This is a genomic window from Pseudomonas grimontii (assembly GCF_007858185.1).
GTDB classification, from domain to species: Bacteria; Pseudomonadota; Gammaproteobacteria; order Pseudomonadales; family Pseudomonadaceae; genus Aquipseudomonas; species Aquipseudomonas grimontii.
Genome location: NZ_VFES01000001.1, coordinates 561,708 through 576,587 on the forward strand (window position 1 = coordinate 561,708; position 14,880 = coordinate 576,587).

A 14,880-nucleotide genomic window follows, 5' to 3' on the forward strand; every position below is an offset into this window, starting at 1 on the left:
AGGTCGGCCACTATAAAGCGCCGGGAAATTTATTTCACCCCGTGGCGCTGTTTCAGAATCTTCCGCACCTGCGAAAACATGCCGTAACGCCGCTGGAACGGTTAGGATAGCCGCCTGTTTCAGTCAGTCTTTTTTCGGGAGTAGCCCATGAGCGCCGTCAATCGCGCAGCGGTGGAAGCCGTTCTTCGCCAGTACACCGACCCCTATTTGAACCAGGATCCGGTCAGCGCCGGCTGTGTACGCGCCATCGAGGTCCAGGGTGATCAGGTGTCGGTCCAGTTGGAACTGGGCTATGCCGCCGGCCTGTTCAAGAAAGGTTGGGCGCAGATGCTCCAAATGGCGATCGAAGGCCTGGACGGCGTGAGTGCCGCCAAGGTCGACATTCAGTGCGTGATCGCCCCGCACAAGGCCCAGGCGCAGATCCCGGGCCTGGCCAACGTCAAGAACGTGGTGGCGGTTGCCTCCGGCAAGGGCGGCGTGGGCAAATCCACCACCGCGGCCAACCTGGCCTTGGCTCTGGCCCGAGAAGGCGCGCGCGTGGGCATTCTCGACGCCGACATCTACGGCCCGAGCCAGGGCGTGATGTTCGGTATCGCCGAAGGCACGCGGCCGAAGGTCAAGGACCAGAAGTGGTTCGTGCCAATCGAGTCCATGGGCGTGGAGGTCATGTCCATGGCGTTCCTGACCGATGACAACACGCCGATGGTGTGGCGCGGGCCGATGGTCTCCGGTGCGTTGCTGCAGTTGGTCACCCAGACCGCCTGGGGCGACCTGGATTACCTGGTGATCGACATGCCGCCAGGCACAGGAGATATCCAACTGACCTTGGCGCAGAAAGTCCCGGTGGCCGGCTCGGTGATCGTGACCACGCCCCAGGACCTGGCGCTGCTGGACGCCAAGAAAGGCGTGGAGATGTTCCGCAAGGTCAACATTCCGGTGCTGGGTGTCGTGGAGAACATGGCCGTGCACATCTGCTCCAACTGCGGCCACGCCGAGCATCTGTTCGGCGAGGGCGGTGGCGAGAAGCTGGCGACCCAGTACGGCGTTGAACTACTGGCCTCGTTGCCATTGTCGATGGGCATTCGTGAGCAGGCCGATGGTGGCAAGCCCACGGTAGCGGCAGAGCCCGATGGTCAGATCGCCATGATCTACCAGGAGTTGGCTCGGCATGTGGGCGCGCGGATCGTCCTGCAGGAAGCGGCTGCCCCGGCAATGCCGACGATTACGGTCAGCGACGACTGAACCCGCTGAAGGACAAGAAGCCTCGACGTTGTCGGGGCTTTTTCTTGCCTGGAGATCGGTCAGCAGGGCCCCTTTACGCTTTTACGCAATTGCTCGTGTAAGCATTCACTTACTTTCTCGTAAGTGTTTGGTTTTTTTGCGGGGTGCGAACGTCTAGAATTTTTGAGACAATTTTCTATCTATTTGAAATATAAGAATTATTTATCTTTGTCTGTGCGCTGAAGCCCGTCAGTGCCCGGGTTGGATCCCGTTGAACTTCCCTCGGAACTCTCTAACATCAGTCCTGTGTCCACGGATTGACACAGCCATCAAGGAACGATGGCTTGAAGGAACGTCGCAGGATGCGATTCATCAGGATGATGAAAAGGAACACAGGGACTAGGGAAAAAATGTGGGCGGGTCATACCGCCCCTTTTTTTGCCTGTAGAAAAGTGAAACCCGCCCCGCAGAAATGCAAAAAGGCCCGCAAGGGGCCTTTTGGAGGGCATCGACGCGATCAGCGCTCGAGGTCTGCAATCTTGCCTTTTTTGCCATCCCACTCTGCCGCATCGGGCATCGGGTCTTTGCGCTCAGTGATATTCGGCCAGATTTCCGCCAGCTCAACGTTCAACTGAATAAAATCATGCATCTCTGCCGGGACTTCGTCCTCGGAAAAAATCGCGACGGCCGGGCATTCTGGCTCACACAGGGCGCAGTCAATGCACTCGTCCGGGTGGATGACCAGGAAGTTCGGGCCTTCGTAGAAGCAGTCCACCGGACACACTTCTACGCAGTCGGTGTACTTGCACTTGATGCAGTTGTCGGTGACGACGAAGGTCATTTCTAATTCTCTCCTCAGGCGGCGGCAGCGAAACCCCTTGTGGTAGGGCCCGCGAGGTTTGGGAGCGATAGTCTGCAGGCCAGGCTAAGAGCCAGCAGCATCCCAAACCGCGCGAGAGTCTATCAGCTTGCAAGCGTAAGCGTTATATCCGAGTCTTCAGTGCATATAACATTTCTAGCGCTTTTCGCGGCGTCAAGTCGTCCAGGTCAAGCTTTGCCAACTCATCCAGCACCGGATGGGGCAGGCTGGCGAACATATCGCTCTGGTGCGGCGCAGCAGGTTTGCGGCTGGCCTTGGCCGGGCTGGCCACCACGGTTTCATGGGGCAGGGCCGTGGTTTCCAGGCGGCTGAGGTGCTCGCGGGCACGGGTGATCACGTCGTTCGGCACGCCGGCCAATTGCGCCACGGCCAAGCCGTAACTCTGGCTGGCGGGCCCTGGCAGCACGTGGTGCAGGAACACGATGCGCTCGTTGTGTTCGGTGGCGTTCAGATGCACGTTGGCCACCAGTGGCTCGCTTTCCGGCAGCACCGTCAGTTCGAAGTAGTGGGTGGCAAATAGCGTATAGGCACGCAGATGCGCCAACCGCTCGGCCGCTGCCCACGCCAGGGACAGGCCGTCAAACGTGCTGGTGCCGCGACCCACTTCGTCCATCAGCACCAGGCTGCGCTCGGTGGCGTTGTGCAGGATATTCGCGGTCTCGCTCATTTCCACCATAAAGGTCGAACGGCCACCGGCCAGGTCATCACTGGAGCCGATGCGGGTGAAGATGCGATCCACCAAGGACAGCTCACAACTGGCCGCCGGTACAAAACTGCCGATATGTGCCAGCAGTACGATCAGCGCGGTTTGACGCATATAGGTGGATTTACCACCCATGTTCGGACCGGTGATCACCAACATGCGAGTGTCGTCGTCCAGCGACAGGTCGTTGGCGACGAACGGCGTGGTCAGCACCTGCTCCACCACCGGGTGACGCCCCTGCACGATACGCATGCACGGCTCGCTGACAAAACGCGGGCAGTTCAGGTCGAGATTCAGCGCCCGTTCGGCGAGGTTGCTCAGCACATCCAGTTCCGCCAGGGCGGCGGCGGTGTCCTGAAGCGGCGCCAACTGGCTGATCAAGTCTTCCAGCAATGCCTCGTAAAGCATCTTTTCCCGGGCCAAGGCACGGCTCTTGGCCGACAGCGCCTTGTCTTCAAACTCCTTCAGCTCCGGGGTGATGAAGCGCTCGGCACCTTTGAGTGTCTGGCGGCGTTGATAGTCGATGGGCGCCGACTCGGCCTGCTTGCTCGGCAACTCGATAAAGTAGCCATGCACGCGGTTGTAGCCCACCTTCAGGTTGGCCAGGCCGGTGCGGGCCTTTTCGCGGGCTTCCAGGTCGATCAGGAACTGCCCGGCGTTTTCGCTCAGGGACTGTAGTTCGTCCAGTTCGCTGTCGTAGCCGGTCTTGAGTACGCCGCCGTCACGGATGATCGCCGGCGGGTTGTCGATGATGGCCTTTTCCAGCAGTGCTGCCAGTTCCGGGTAGGTACCGGCCGTTACGGCGAGCTGTTGCAGGTGCGGCGTATCCAGCTCGGTCATTGCCACTTGCAGTTGCGGCAGGGCGCTGAGGGCATCGCGCAGACGCGCCAGGTCACGGGGCCGTGCATTGCGCAGGCCGATCCGCGCCAGGATGCGCTCGATATCGCCGATTTCCTTCAACTGCGGCTGCAGTTTTTCAAAGCGATAGCCGTCCAGCAGGCAGGTAATCGACGTCTGACGCGCCTGCAGCACGGTCAAATCCCGTAACGGACGGTTCAGCCAGCGGGTCAGCAAACGGCTGCCCATGGCGGTTTGGCAGCGGTCGACCACCGATTGCAGGGTGTTGTCACGCCCGCCGGACAGGTTGGTGTCCAGTTCCAGGTTGCGACGGCTGGCGCCATCGAGCACCACCGTATCGTCCAGGCGCTCATGGCGCAGGCTGCGCAAATGCGGCAGGGCGGTACGTTGGGTTTCCTTGGCGTAGCTGAGCAGGCAACCCGCAGCGCCGATGGCCAGGGTCAGGGTTTCACAACCGAAGCCTTTAAGGTCCTGCACCGAGAACTGCTGGCATAGACTTTTCAGGGCCGAGTCGCGCTCGAAATCCCACGGCGCGCGACGCTTGGTCCCACGGCGTTTTTCCGCTGGCAGGTCTTTGGGCCAATCATCCGGGATCAACAACTCCACAGGGTTGATGCGCTCCAGTTCCGCCAGCAGGTTTTCCCAGCCCTTGATCTCCAGCACGCTGAAATTACCGCTGGTGATGTCCAGTACCGAAAGCCCGAACAAGCGCTCATCGCCCAACACCGCGGCGATCAGGTTATCGCGACGCTCATCCAGCAGCGCCTCATCACTCACCGTCCCCGGCGTAATAATGCGCACCACCTGGCGCTCCACCGGACCCTTGCTGGTGGCCGGATCGCCGATCTGCTCACAGATCACCACCGACTCGCCCAGCTTCACCAGTTTGACCAGATAACCTTCCAATGAATGGTAAGGAATCCCACACATCGGAATCGACTGCCCCGCCGACTGCCCGCGCGCGGTCAGGGTGATGTCCAGCAACTTGGCGGCCTTCTTTGCGTCTTCATAGAAGATCTCGTAGAAGTCGCCCATGCGATAGAACATCAACTGATCAGGGGGCTGGTTTTTCAGGCGCCAGTACTGCTGCATCATCGGGGTGTGGGAGGACAGATCGGACGTGTTTTTACTCATTGGATAATAGGCAAATTCGTTGAAAGGAGTGGGGCAAAGGTGGGGCACTTGGCCCTGCTGATTTTGCAATGGCCGCAAGGTTAACACGCGAGGTCGGCCCTTCGCAGGTCACAAACGGATAGGTAAAACGCACAAGGGGCGGTGATTAATTTAAATGCGCAAGGCTTCATTGCAGGAGCCGAGCAGCCTTACTTGATTGGGGCGTCTTTAATGCTGTGCTACAGCGCCTGACTTATCCGTTCGCCGCATAAAAATGGTTCAGCGCTATCAATTCAATCACCGCGACGAAAACGCATAGCACAATGAATCCCGGGCTGAAGACGCGCTTGCGATTGGATGAGCCCCCGTCGCCCAGCGAGCTTAGATCTGAGCCATCGGAAATTATCATGAAGAGCGCCAGCAGAGCATAGATCCATGCCTTGCCCCAGAAGCTCTGATTTCGCCATTGGGTCATTCTTGGTTTTCCGCATACCGCTTCAAATTGGCTAAAGAAGGCTCTTGGCCCGGCATGTTTTGTGATGGCGGCAAGGTTAGCACGCAAGGTTGAAGGCGACGCAGGCATAGCAAATACATTATTAATGCATGAATTATGCAAATTAGCATTTGCCAACCCCGAAAACTCCCTTCACTATCGCCTTTATGCAAAAACGCAACGTTTCTATCGTCTTAAGAGAACTGCTGGACCGCGACCGGATCTCCCCCACGGAGCTTCACCGGCGTACTGGCGTGCCTCAATCCACGTTGTCCCGGATCCTCAGCGGCAAGATTGTCGATCCGTCGGATAAACACATCTCGCGCATCGCCGAGTACTTCCGCGTCAGCACCGACCAACTGCGCGGGCGCGCGGCGGTGGGGGCTTTGCGCGATGACGGGCGCGACCCGATGCATTCGGAACTCAAGGATATAAGCCTGTGGGACGACGACACCCCCGTTAATGATGACGAGGTGTCGATCCCCTTTCTGCGCGAGGTTGAATTGGCTGCTGGATCAGGAAGATTCGTCATCGAGGAAAGCGAAAAGGCCAGCCTGCGTTTTGGAAAGCGCAGCCTGCGGCATAACGGTGTGCAGTTCGACCAGGCCAAGTGTGTGACGGTACGCGGCAACAGTATGTTGCCGGTATTGCGCGACGGCGCGACGGTCGGCGTGAATGCTGGCAAAAGTGGCATCGGCGACATCGTCGATGGCGACTTGTATGCCATCAATCACAATGGCCAACTGCGGGTGAAACAGCTCTATCGCCTGCCTTCCGGTATTCGCCTGCGCAGTTTCAATCGCGATGAACACCCGGATGAGGATTACAGCTTCCAGGATATTCAGGATGAGCAGATCAGCATCCTTGGCCATGTGTTCTGGTGGGGTATGTACGCCCGTTAACCTTCTTGCGTAAGAGAAAGCCCGCCATCGAGCGGGCTTTTTTTCGTCTGTAGAAAATCGTAAAACCCTTTGCCCGCAAAGCCTGAAATGCATTAGCGCATGTACATGGTAAAAATAAATGCATTTGTGCATTGACTGTATATGCATACATGCATATCCTTCATCTCAAGCCAGCCAACAAGGCCTGGTGGAGGCGGCAAGGACGCTGCCAAGGAAGACAAGGAAGGCACGCAATATCGGCAAGGACGCCATCAGGGTGATGGCAGGGATGCCAGGCAACACCGGCAAGGATGCCGACGCTCTTTAGTGACACCACTTCAGCAACAGGCAGCGATGAACCGGCCTTAACGGTTCAGAGGGTTGGCAACTGACCCGGGTGTGCAGCGTAAAGCACCAGAAGCAGTTATCCGGCAGACAGGGATCGTGGTCGGAAAAACATTGAGGAAAGATCCGTACCGCGCCAGTAGCGCCGAAAGATCGAATCTGGACCGCATTACTGAAAAGCCCGGGCGACCGGGCTTTTTGGAATGCCTACCTATAAAGGGATTTACCCAACACCGGCATTCAGCCGGCATTGCTCAGCCAGGAGGCGTGACATGACAAACGAGCAGCAAGCGTTAGCGGAAATGCCTATCTGGCTGGTGATCGTACTGGCCCTGATCGGCGGCGTATCCGGCGAAATGTGGCGCGCCGACAAGGAGGGCGCCCGCGGTTGGTCGCTGGTCCGGCGCCTGGCCCTGCGGTCTGGGGCATGCATGGTCTGCGGGGTCTCGGCATTGATGCTGTGCTACGCCGCCGGCATGTCGATCTGGACCGCCGGCGCCATTGGTTGCCTGACGGCCATGGCCGGCGCGGATGTCGCCATCGGCCTGTATGAACGCTGGGCGGCCAAGCGTATCGGGGTCAACGAAGCTCCGACGTCCCGCCCGGATCAGCAGTAACTGCCGCAAGGACGCAACTGATGACACTTATCGAAAAACCATCCCAACTGCCTGTAGCGATTGAGGACGCGCTGAAGCGTGCCTTCCCACAATTACAGGTAGGCAATCACCAGGACTTTGCCGGCACCGGGGATCATACCGGTGTGCTGATCAGGGTGGAACGCAACGGCCCCGGGGTTCGTTCCCCAGAAGGGCGCAAGGCACATGTCTTGTCGGTTTCACTCAGGGCAACGGTCGCCAGCGGGGCGGCACCTTTTGACGCGTGCGACCTGGCCAGCCAATTGATGGACCTGGCCCTGGATAACCGCTGGGGCCTGCCGCCGGATCAGTGCGATTTGCCCACGGCCGTCGTTGCGGCGCCTTCCGGACTTTCCAGCGCCGAAACGGACTACGACACCTGGACCGTTTCCTTCACCCAAACCCTCTATCTCGGCCCGTCGTTGCTCCAAGATCCCACAGGTACACCGCTGTTTGCCCGCACCTGGGAAGTCTCGGACATCGACGATCCGGATCAATATCGGCCCCTGCAGGAGTAGTCCATGTTCGACGCATTGTTACGCATGCAACTGGGGCCGATTGTCGAGCGCCTGGCAGAAATGGAAGCCCAGCTCGAAGACCTGTATCGACGCGCAGAAAGTTTCTGCCGCATTGGTGTGTGCCAGGAGGTCGACGCTGCCAGCAATACCTGCAAGGTCAGCCATGGTGAGCTGCTCACCCCGGCGATTCGGTTCTTCAACCCCAGCGCCGGTGCGCAGACCGAAACCCGTATTCCATCGGTGGGCGAACAATGCCTGCTGCTCAACTACGGCGGTGGGGAAGGGGGCACGCAGTCTGTGGCGCTGTTCGGGCTGAACAGTAGTCTGTTTCCACCGGTGTCCAGCGTGGCCTCGCTGACCCGGCGGCGCCATCAGGATGGCACCCAAAGTGACTACGACGACGCCAGCCACACCTTCAACTGGATCAACGGCCCAACCACGTTCAGCGGTTCTCGCGAACAGGTCGACATCAAGGTCGGCGCTGCCAGCCTGACCATGAGCGCCCAGAGCATCACCCTGCAACTCGGCGCCACCGGCCTCTCGCTGGATGCCGCCGGCGTTCATTTGAGCGGCCCGGTGGTGGATCACCAGGGGCGCGTGATCAGCAGCGCATAAGGATTTGCCATGATCGGAATCGATAGGAACACCGGGGCAGCCGTCGATGACTGGCTGCAATTCGTACAGCGTGCCACCCGAGCGCTGACTACCCCCTTAGGCACTCGTCAGAAGCGCCCGTTGTACGGCTCGATGATCCCGCAACTGCTCGGCCAGAACCTCGGCGACGACGTGTTGATCCTCGCCCAAAGCCACGCCGCGCAAGCGTTCTACAACACCCAGAACGGCATCGCCGACTTCCAACCCCAGGTCATCGTCGCCACCCGCCAGGGCGCAGGTTTATTGCTGCGTTTTGCCGGCACTTGGAAAAACCGCCAACAATCCTTCGAGGTCGTGACATGAGCATGCTGATCCCAGGCCAGAACCAACTGGCGGAGCCGGAGATTATCGCGGTCGATGAATTCGAACCACTGCTGGCGGAGTTCAAGGCGTTTGTCGTCGACTACGTCGCCACCCGCGCGCCGCGGAGCGCGGCCAGACTCAATCGACAACGAAAGCGGACTGCTGACCCAAGCGGCCGCGCAGCAACTGCTGCAAACCTACGCCGACTCCTGCCCTTGCTTGGACGGCCGCGTGAACCCAAGTTGGATCGACTATGCGTTCCACAGCGCCGGTGCGCGCAACTGCAGATACTCGAGCCCTTGAGGCCGATCATGATGATTCACAAAAAACGGCCATTGTGTCGGATTTTTTGTGCCCGGAAGAAAGCAAAAAGCCCCGACAAGTTCAGGGCTTTTTGTTGAGATCGAAAAAAGAGAGGGCGACTCCAGAGGGTGCACTAACACCCTAAGGAGACGCCAGATCGCAGATCTAGCCTGCAAGCCAGCCAGGGCCCTCACTGCTCGCGCGAGCGGGACGGAGCCTAGCAGATAAATAAACGGACTTGCAGATGTTGAAAGAATTCAGATGCGGTAACTGCAAAAGACTTCTCGCCCGTACGGGTGGGTTTACAGAGCTCCAGATCAAATGTTCCCGATGCGGGACGTTGAATCATGGGAAGGCCACGAGCCTCGAGCAATCGCCCATGAGCGCCATACGCCCAATACAGAGGCCTGAACTTAAATCAGCTAAGTAACGGAGTTTAAAATGGAAAACGTAAATTCGGCGTCTCAAACCTTGCAAGATCTTTGGACCCAAGTGCAACCGGTGGATAACACCGGCATGCTTAGGCGCGTGGTTTTTGGGGACGGCAAGTTTTATGCGGCTGGTGGCAACGGCCTTCCCACAACCACTCAGCTTGTCAGCGGAGGCGCGACTGGTACAACGTGGACCAAGCTTAAGGGCGTCGTCACCTCTGATAGCGGAAAGGTCCTCAACGACCTGTACTGGAATGGTCTTGGGACACAGCTTCAAGCCCTTTCTCAATCCGGCAATGTGGCCTATGGCAGCACAGCACGCCCGGAAAGGGCTTGGACAGACATTACGGCAACTGTTCGCGCGTCCGGAGACTTGCAAGGCATTGTGTATTATCAGCCAATTTCCGGCAGCGACGCGACCTGGATACTGGTTGGGTCTAACGGTAAAGTCTTTTCCCGTTATGGCGATTGGTCAGGCCAGGTGGAGCGCACTACGACCTTCACTTCTGACGAGACTGTGTACTGCGTCAACGTCATTGGCGTTTTTGTGTTGATTGCGGGATCGAATGGGAAGCTGCTTAGCGCTGTGAAGATTGCGACGGGTAATCTGCAATCATTCGCGACCAGAACCAGCACCTTCGGCACTAGCACCATCCTTTCCATGAAGCTTTGCAACGGGAAAATGTTTATCGTTGGTGCGGATGGCAAGATGGCATATTCATCCGATGGGCTTACCTGGACTGCTGTTGGAGATACCAGTTTCGGTGGAACCATCATCCGCGACATTGCTTACGGTAATGGCAAGTATGTAGCTGTCGGCGACGGCGGCAAGACAGCCGTTTCCGAGGATGGGATCGGCTGGGTTCAGCAAGCCAACACTTTCGCAGGAACCGATATCCGGAGCGTCGCCTACGGCAACGGCAATTTTGTAGCTGTTGGTGCAAGCGGCAAGATTGCTTACTGGACTCCATGATCTTCTATCTCCTTGCGTAATAGAGCCCAGCCGTCGCGCTGGGCTTTTTCATTTCTGAGTCAGGCTCGCCACAGCCAGGGTGGCCTTTCGGGGGATGCCTGGACGCGGATAAGCCGGTAGTGCAGCGCTACGGAAAAACACCGGCAGCCCGCGCATCCTGACCTCACCCCCCTTCCAGGGGGGGGGCGAGACATTACAGGCGAGATCGATGCATTGGGGCGTCGACACTGGGGTTGTCTTTGGCTGATGTCGGGAAAGACCGCTAACCTACTCCTGCCGCAGTGAATTTAGATAATCCGTGCAAAACTTAGTATCGAGGATTTCTTTGCTCGGGCTTCTTGCTCCTTTCCCGATGAGCCAGGAGGACCCAATATTTCGTTTTTTACGCCCTCAAACATCGCGACTAACTCTTCTCGATTTTTCTTCATGCCGCTTTCTTTCATGTAAAGAGCGGTAGTGTTCAGCGACTTTACTATCACAACATGTTCAATATTTGGATCACCGCTCCCCGCCAAGGCGCACCGAATCATTTTTACTGCGTGCGCCTCATGGGTTTCGCACCCCTGCATATTGAGAAGAGCAACAACAGTTAGCGCTGTGAAAACTTTCCCTCTCTTCACGTTGTTCTTCCTGTGCTTGGATAAATATTTAGATTTTCCAGCTGAAGGTACGCTCTACCCGATCCAAATCTACCTTTTCAGGTCTCTGCATTGGTAGGGGCCTTTTCGTTTTCGGCTCCACCACACCCATTGCTCCAAGCTGGGAGTGGTGCTGGGGCTAACTTATTTGTACAGGTCGTACTTCGGCCACCTTTCTCTATGGAGTGGCGATGGATCCTAACGACCTGGGGCCAGGCACGTTCGCGTGGCTTGGCGGTACCGGCACTGTTCTGCTCGGTGGTCTGTTATGGCTGAGAAATTTCTCTTCAAGTCAATGTGGTTCAAGGCGTACGCAGCGGTGGCGTAAACGCCGTCGGCTCAGGCCTCAGCACCGCTGTCGGTGGCGCAATCGGTGGTTTGCTCGGCAGCGAGGCAGGCAGTTGGCTCGGTGACAAACTGTTCGGCTCAACGGATCGCCTGCCTGCACCCAATGCGGTGAGAAAGGAACTCAACGCGGCGCGCACGGATAACGTGCAAGTCACCCTCGCCCCGAGTATCCAGATCACCGGTGTAAACCCCGCCGACGCCCAGCAGGTCGTCAACCAGGTAATCCAAGCCTTGCAGTTCCAATGCATGCCGATGGTCACCGACTCCCTCGGCATCCGACGCAATGCGGCACTGGCCGATTCTCCAGGAGGTGACTGATGCGACAACAAATGGTGCTCGGCGACTTTATCTTTGGCTTGTCCCGAGGATTTGCCTATTCCTCGTTGATCCGTGCCAGCGACGGCGGCTGGAGTGACCTGGCGATTATTGCCAGCAAGTCGCAGTCGCGACAGAGCGGTCAGAAGCTGGAAAAACTTACATTCAGCGGCACGGCCATGTACGGCGTAGGCATGCAGCGCCTGGACGAATTGCGCGCGCTGCAAAATGCGCGGGCGCCGTTGCCCCTGGTTGACGGCATCGGCCGTAACTGGGGCTTGTGGCGGATCAATTCGATTGTGGAAACCCAGAGCAATGTCATCGATGACGGCACCGCCATGGTCATGGCCTGGACGCTGGAGTTGGAGGAATTCGCCAATGCGTAGAGTACGAAGTATTGCCGGTGATTCGGTCAACCTTTTGCTTTATCGGGAGTTGGGCCGTTGCGACGACGCTGCGGAAGAAACCCTCTGGCGCCTGAACCCAGAGCTTGCCGAATATGGCCCGGTGCTACCGGCCGGCGTGTGGGTAATTGTGCCTGAAATGCACGCTCGGCCGGGGGCTGTGCGACCCCTTCTGGCCTGGGATTAAGGAGGCTGCATGGCACAGGGATTTACGCCAATCGTAGAGTTTTATGGCGCCAACGCGGCGCTGCTCAATCAACGCCTGATGCGCTGGAGCCACACCGACGCGGCGGGCATTGAGACTGACCGGCTGGAGCTGACCCTCAATATCGAGGGGCTGGACGGCCTGCCCACTCTGAACGGCAAGATTGGCTTGCGTGTCGGTTACCTGGAGTCGGGTTTGGTGGAAAAAGGCGAGTTTGTCGTCACCCAACGCACCCCGGTGCTGTTTCCCATGCGCTTGATGATCGTGGCCACCGCAGCGCCCTTCAGCGTGGTCGATGCAACGGGTTACCGCCAGCGTCGATCCGCCAGTTACGGTCCGACAACCCTGGGCGCGCTGTTTCGCCAACTGGTCAGTCGTCACGGCTATTCACCGCGAGTGGCGCCGGCGCTGGAGGGGATTGCGATCACGCATATCGACCAGTCCAACGAAAGTGACATGGCGTTCATTTCGCGCCTTGCCCGACTCTATAGTGCGGTCACCAAACCGTTTAACGAACTCTATGTGTTGGCCGAAGCCGGGCGAGCCAAGTCGCTCTCCGGCCAGTTACTGCCGGAAGTGAAGCTGTCCGTGACGGATGACAACCGCCCCGGTGAACAGAGCTTCATCACCGCCAAACTCGACGAAAAATCCCGCTCGAAATACGAAGGCTGCCGCGCCAGTTGGTGGGATGCCTCCGCTGGCAAGCAGCGCGTAGTCCAGGTGGGGAATGCGCCGTTCAAAACCTTGCGCCAACGCTATCAGAACGAAGCCGAAGCCCGCGCCGTTGCCGAAGGCGAACTGCGCCGTGCGGGGCGTGAAAATTTGAAGTTGCTGATCGATTGCCCGGGCAATCCATTGTTGGCCGCGGAAGGGCTGTTAGTGCTGGATGAGAGCTGGCCGTCCTATATGCAGGGACGATGGTCGATAAAGCAGGTGGTTCATGTCGGCGACCCGGCGACGGGATACCGCAGTTCGATCACGGCGGGTGGGTTGTCGATATAGATACTTTTCGAGAGTAAAACCAATGGTGATAACACTTCCTCAACTGCTTGACGTTATGCCGGATGCCCGCCTTAGAGCGGGCCTTTTTTTAACGCCCTTGAATGCGGCTTTCGTTCGCTTCGAGATTAACCGTGCGAAGCGCATCGCCGCCTTCCTCGCCCAGATCGGCCACGAATCCGGCGAACTGCGTTACGTGCGGGAGCTGGGCAGCGATCACTACCTGAGCAAATACGACACCGGCAGCCCGGCCGCGCGCCTGGGCAATAGCCCCGAAGCGGATGGCGATGGTCCTTTGTACCGGGGGCGGGGGCTGATCCAGATCACCGGTCGGCGCAATTACCTGGCCTGCAGTCAGGCGTTGTTTGGTGATGATCGTCTGTTGCGTGAGCCGATGTTGCTCGAGCAACCCCAATGGGCGGCTGAGTCGGCCGCCTGGTTCTGGCAGAGCAATGGCCTGAATGAACTGGCCGACGAGGACCAGTTCACCACCATTACACGGCGTATCAATGGCGGGCTGAATGGGCTGGAGGACCGCTTGCAGCTGTGGGCGCGGGCGAAGGCGGTGCTATGCGTTTCCTAGCGGCCTATCGACTGATCGGCGTTTGCCTGTTGGTGGCGGTGACTTGGCAGGTACAGGCCTGGCGGTTGGCGGCACAGCTTGAGCGCCAGGCTTCTGCCCATGCACAGGCGCTCAGCCAGCAAAGCCAAGCGGCCTTGCATCAACAACAGGCTGAACAAGACAAACGGCTGGCCCTGGAGCAACAGCTCAGTGTCAGCGACCAACACCATGCTCGGGAGTTGAGCGATGCCCAACATAACCAGGCTACTCTGCGCGACCGCCTGGCCACTGCTGATGTGCGGTTGTCAGTCCTTCTCGACGCCACCGAACCCGCCAGTGGCTGTGCAATGCCAACCGCCACCACCGCCGTCAGCGTGGTTCATGCAGCCGCGCGAGCCCGACTTGACCCGGCGCATGCTCAACGAATTATCGGCATCACCGATGCCGGCGATCAAGGACTGATCGCACTGCGCGCTTGCCAGGCGTATGTACGCGCTGTCGCCCGCTAATCTCTTGTTCCAGTCTGTCGCTTGCATGAGCGATTTGCTCCTGTAGGGTAGGCAAACCCCGCCCACTTCTGGAGACCACCGTGAAGGAAATCACTCAACTTGCCGCTGACCTGGGTCGCCGCCTGCAGGTGCTCAATGCCCACGTCACCACGGCCGAATCCTGTACCGGTGGCGGTATCGCCGAGGCCATTACGCGGATCCCGGGGAGTTCGGCCTGGTTCGAGGCGGGGTATGTCACCTATTCCAATCGGCAGAAGACCCGGCAGTTGAATGTGCCTGAAACGCTGTTTGCAAAAGTTGGGGCCGTCAGCCAGGAAGTGGTGGAGGCCATGGTGCGCGGCGCACAGGAGAAAAGCCTGGCGCGCTTTGCCGTGGCGGTCAGCGGTGTGGCGGGGCCGGATGGTGGTTCGGCGGATAAACCGGTGGGTACTGTGTGGCTGGCCTTTGGTGTTGGCGATGAGGTCACGGCCGAGCTTGCGCACTTCCCTGGTAACCGCGATGAGGTCCGCCGACAAACGGTGAAGGCCGCCTTAGAGGGCTTGTTGCGACGAGCTGCAGCAGAAATAGAAAATCAGGGGTAGGCGATCTC

At 58.6% G+C, this 14,880-nt stretch carries 19 protein-coding genes and 2 pseudogenes; 17 read left to right on the forward strand and 4 right to left on the reverse strand.

What is annotated here, in order from left to right; genetic code table 11:
• Nucleotides 1-147: 147 nt before the first annotated feature.
• The gene (gene apbC, locus FIV39_RS02655; protein ID WP_090408758.1) at nucleotides 148-1,242 is read left to right on the forward strand and encodes an iron-sulfur cluster carrier protein ApbC; all 1,095 of its coding nucleotides are present in this window, start codon (nucleotides 148-150) and stop codon (nucleotides 1,240-1,242) included.
• A 496-nt stretch (nucleotides 1,243-1,738) separates the two neighbouring features.
• On the opposite strand, the gene fdxA is transcribed toward apbC, so the two are convergent.
• The 3 genes from fdxA to FIV39_RS02670 form a co-directional block, all read right to left on the reverse strand.
• Nucleotides 1,739-2,062 (reverse strand): ferredoxin FdxA, encoded by a 324-nt coding sequence (gene fdxA, locus FIV39_RS02660; RefSeq protein ID WP_090408755.1) that lies wholly within the window; start codon nucleotides 2,060-2,062, stop codon nucleotides 1,739-1,741.
• A gap of 142 nt (nucleotides 2,063-2,204) precedes the next feature.
• Nucleotides 2,205-4,796, reverse strand: coding sequence for a DNA mismatch repair protein MutS (gene mutS / locus FIV39_RS02665; protein ID WP_090408752.1), 2,592 nt, complete (start codon nucleotides 4,794-4,796; stop codon nucleotides 2,205-2,207).
• 232 nt (nucleotides 4,797-5,028) lie between these two features.
• Nucleotides 5,029-5,250 (reverse strand): hypothetical protein, encoded by a 222-nt coding sequence (locus tag FIV39_RS02670; RefSeq protein ID WP_090408749.1) that lies wholly within the window; start codon nucleotides 5,248-5,250, stop codon nucleotides 5,029-5,031.
• Between the two features lie 176 nt (nucleotides 5,251-5,426).
• Here FIV39_RS02670 and FIV39_RS02675 point away from each other — a divergent pair, with 176 nt between their 5' ends.
• The 8 genes and pseudogenes from FIV39_RS02675 to FIV39_RS02715 all read left to right on the forward strand — a co-directional run bounded on the left by FIV39_RS02675 (nucleotide 5,427) and on the right by FIV39_RS02715 (nucleotide 10,311).
• Nucleotides 5,427-6,170 (forward strand): LexA family transcriptional regulator, encoded by a 744-nt coding sequence (locus tag FIV39_RS02675; protein WP_186731501.1) that lies wholly within the window; start codon nucleotides 5,427-5,429, stop codon nucleotides 6,168-6,170.
• A 596-nt stretch (nucleotides 6,171-6,766) separates the two neighbouring features.
• Entirely contained in the window at nucleotides 6,767-7,111 is a 345-nt protein-coding gene (locus FIV39_RS02685) for a phage holin family protein (protein WP_012722501.1), read from the forward strand.
• Between the two features lie 20 nt (nucleotides 7,112-7,131).
• Nucleotides 7,132-7,647 carry an ATP-binding protein gene (locus FIV39_RS02690; protein ID WP_090408742.1) on the forward strand — a complete coding sequence of 172 codons (516 nt, stop codon included), beginning with the start codon at nucleotides 7,132-7,134 and terminating at the stop codon, nucleotides 7,645-7,647.
• 3 nt (nucleotides 7,648-7,650) lie between these two features.
• A complete protein-coding gene (locus FIV39_RS02695) occupies nucleotides 7,651-8,262 on the forward strand; it encodes a phage baseplate assembly protein V (protein ID WP_090408737.1) in 612 nt (203 codons plus the stop codon).
• Nucleotides 8,263-8,271: 9 nt separating this feature from the next.
• A complete protein-coding gene (locus FIV39_RS02700; protein WP_090408734.1) occupies nucleotides 8,272-8,604 on the forward strand; it encodes a phage baseplate protein in 333 nt (110 codons plus the stop codon).
• Nucleotides 8,601-8,778: pseudogene (locus tag FIV39_RS02705) on the forward strand (baseplate J/gp47 family protein); the annotation flags it as partial. The gene FIV39_RS02700 and the pseudogene FIV39_RS02705, both read left to right, overlap by 4 nt.
• A 373-nt stretch (nucleotides 8,779-9,151) precedes the next feature.
• A complete protein-coding gene (locus FIV39_RS02710) occupies nucleotides 9,152-9,337 on the forward strand; it encodes a Com family DNA-binding transcriptional regulator (protein ID WP_090408730.1) in 186 nt (61 codons plus the stop codon).
• An 11-nt stretch (nucleotides 9,338-9,348) separates the two neighbouring features.
• The gene (locus tag FIV39_RS02715; RefSeq protein ID WP_090408727.1) at nucleotides 9,349-10,311 is read left to right on the forward strand and encodes a beta propeller repeat protein; all 963 of its coding nucleotides are present in this window, start codon (nucleotides 9,349-9,351) and stop codon (nucleotides 10,309-10,311) included.
• A 287-nt stretch (nucleotides 10,312-10,598) separates the two neighbouring features.
• Here FIV39_RS02715 and FIV39_RS02720 read toward each other — a convergent pair whose 3' ends face one another.
• The gene (locus FIV39_RS02720; RefSeq protein ID WP_090408723.1) at nucleotides 10,599-10,931 is read right to left on the reverse strand and encodes a hypothetical protein; all 333 of its coding nucleotides are present in this window, start codon (nucleotides 10,929-10,931) and stop codon (nucleotides 10,599-10,601) included.
• 209 nt (nucleotides 10,932-11,140) lie between these two features.
• On the opposite strand from FIV39_RS02720, the pseudogene FIV39_RS02725 reads away from it, so the two are divergent.
• From FIV39_RS02725 to FIV39_RS02760, 8 genes and pseudogenes are all read left to right on the forward strand, one after another.
• Nucleotides 11,141-11,257, forward strand: a pseudogene (locus tag FIV39_RS02725) (chemotaxis protein); the annotation flags it as partial.
• Nucleotides 11,247-11,615, forward strand: a complete 369-nt coding sequence (locus tag FIV39_RS02730) for a hypothetical protein (RefSeq protein WP_244176416.1) — start codon at nucleotides 11,247-11,249, stop codon at nucleotides 11,613-11,615. The pseudogene FIV39_RS02725 and the gene FIV39_RS02730, both read left to right, overlap by 11 nt.
• Nucleotides 11,615-11,998 carry a phage tail protein gene (locus FIV39_RS02735; protein WP_090408720.1) on the forward strand — a complete coding sequence of 128 codons (384 nt, stop codon included), beginning with the start codon at nucleotides 11,615-11,617 and terminating at the stop codon, nucleotides 11,996-11,998. Before FIV39_RS02730 ends, FIV39_RS02735 begins: the two co-directional genes overlap by 1 nt.
• Complete coding sequence (locus tag FIV39_RS02740) at nucleotides 11,991-12,203, forward strand: tail protein X (RefSeq protein WP_090408718.1); 213 nt, start codon at nucleotides 11,991-11,993, stop codon at nucleotides 12,201-12,203. Before FIV39_RS02735 ends, FIV39_RS02740 begins: the two co-directional genes overlap by 8 nt.
• Nucleotides 12,204-12,212: 9 nt before the next feature.
• A complete protein-coding gene (locus tag FIV39_RS02745; RefSeq protein ID WP_090408715.1) occupies nucleotides 12,213-13,223 on the forward strand; it encodes a contractile injection system protein, VgrG/Pvc8 family in 1,011 nt (336 codons plus the stop codon).
• A gap of 22 nt (nucleotides 13,224-13,245) precedes the next feature.
• Nucleotides 13,246-13,803 (forward strand): glycoside hydrolase family 19 protein, encoded by a 558-nt coding sequence (locus FIV39_RS02750; RefSeq protein WP_090408710.1) that lies wholly within the window; start codon nucleotides 13,246-13,248, stop codon nucleotides 13,801-13,803.
• Nucleotides 13,791-14,291: a lysis system i-spanin subunit Rz gene (locus FIV39_RS02755; RefSeq protein WP_090408707.1), complete on the forward strand. Its 501-nt coding sequence runs from the start codon at nucleotides 13,791-13,793 to the stop codon at nucleotides 14,289-14,291. The genes FIV39_RS02750 and FIV39_RS02755 overlap by 13 nt, the downstream gene beginning before the upstream one ends.
• Before the next feature lie 80 nt (nucleotides 14,292-14,371).
• The gene (locus tag FIV39_RS02760) at nucleotides 14,372-14,872 is read left to right on the forward strand and encodes a CinA family protein (protein WP_090408704.1); all 501 of its coding nucleotides are present in this window, start codon (nucleotides 14,372-14,374) and stop codon (nucleotides 14,870-14,872) included.
• Nucleotides 14,873-14,880: the final 8 nt, after the last annotated feature.

Coding starts and splice junctions, on each gene's coding strand:
- apbC (WP_090408758.1), top strand. CDS start 148: ATGAGCGCCGTCAATCGCGCAGCGGTGGAAGCCGTTCTTCGCCAGTAC.
- fdxA (WP_090408755.1), bottom strand. CDS start 2,062: ATGACCTTCGTCGTCACCGACAACTGCATCAAGTGCAAGTACACCGAC.
- mutS (WP_090408752.1), bottom strand. CDS start 4,796: ATGAGTAAAAACACGTCCGATCTGTCCTCCCACACCCCGATGATGCAG.
- FIV39_RS02670 (WP_090408749.1), bottom strand. CDS start 5,250: ATGACCCAATGGCGAAATCAGAGCTTCTGGGGCAAGGCATGGATCTAT.
- FIV39_RS02685 (WP_012722501.1), top strand. CDS start 6,767: ATGACAAACGAGCAGCAAGCGTTAGCGGAAATGCCTATCTGGCTGGTG.
- FIV39_RS02690 (WP_090408742.1), top strand. CDS start 7,132: ATGACACTTATCGAAAAACCATCCCAACTGCCTGTAGCGATTGAGGAC.
- FIV39_RS02695 (WP_090408737.1), top strand. CDS start 7,651: ATGTTCGACGCATTGTTACGCATGCAACTGGGGCCGATTGTCGAGCGC.
- FIV39_RS02700 (WP_090408734.1), top strand. CDS start 8,272: ATGATCGGAATCGATAGGAACACCGGGGCAGCCGTCGATGACTGGCTG.
- FIV39_RS02710 (WP_090408730.1), top strand. CDS start 9,152: ATGTTGAAAGAATTCAGATGCGGTAACTGCAAAAGACTTCTCGCCCGT.
- FIV39_RS02715 (WP_090408727.1), top strand. CDS start 9,349: ATGGAAAACGTAAATTCGGCGTCTCAAACCTTGCAAGATCTTTGGACC.
- FIV39_RS02735 (WP_090408720.1), top strand. CDS start 11,615: ATGCGACAACAAATGGTGCTCGGCGACTTTATCTTTGGCTTGTCCCGA.
- FIV39_RS02740 (WP_090408718.1), top strand. CDS start 11,991: ATGCGTAGAGTACGAAGTATTGCCGGTGATTCGGTCAACCTTTTGCTT.
- FIV39_RS02745 (WP_090408715.1), top strand. CDS start 12,213: ATGGCACAGGGATTTACGCCAATCGTAGAGTTTTATGGCGCCAACGCG.
- FIV39_RS02750 (WP_090408710.1), top strand. CDS start 13,246: ATGGTGATAACACTTCCTCAACTGCTTGACGTTATGCCGGATGCCCGC.
- FIV39_RS02755 (WP_090408707.1), top strand. CDS start 13,791: ATGCGTTTCCTAGCGGCCTATCGACTGATCGGCGTTTGCCTGTTGGTG.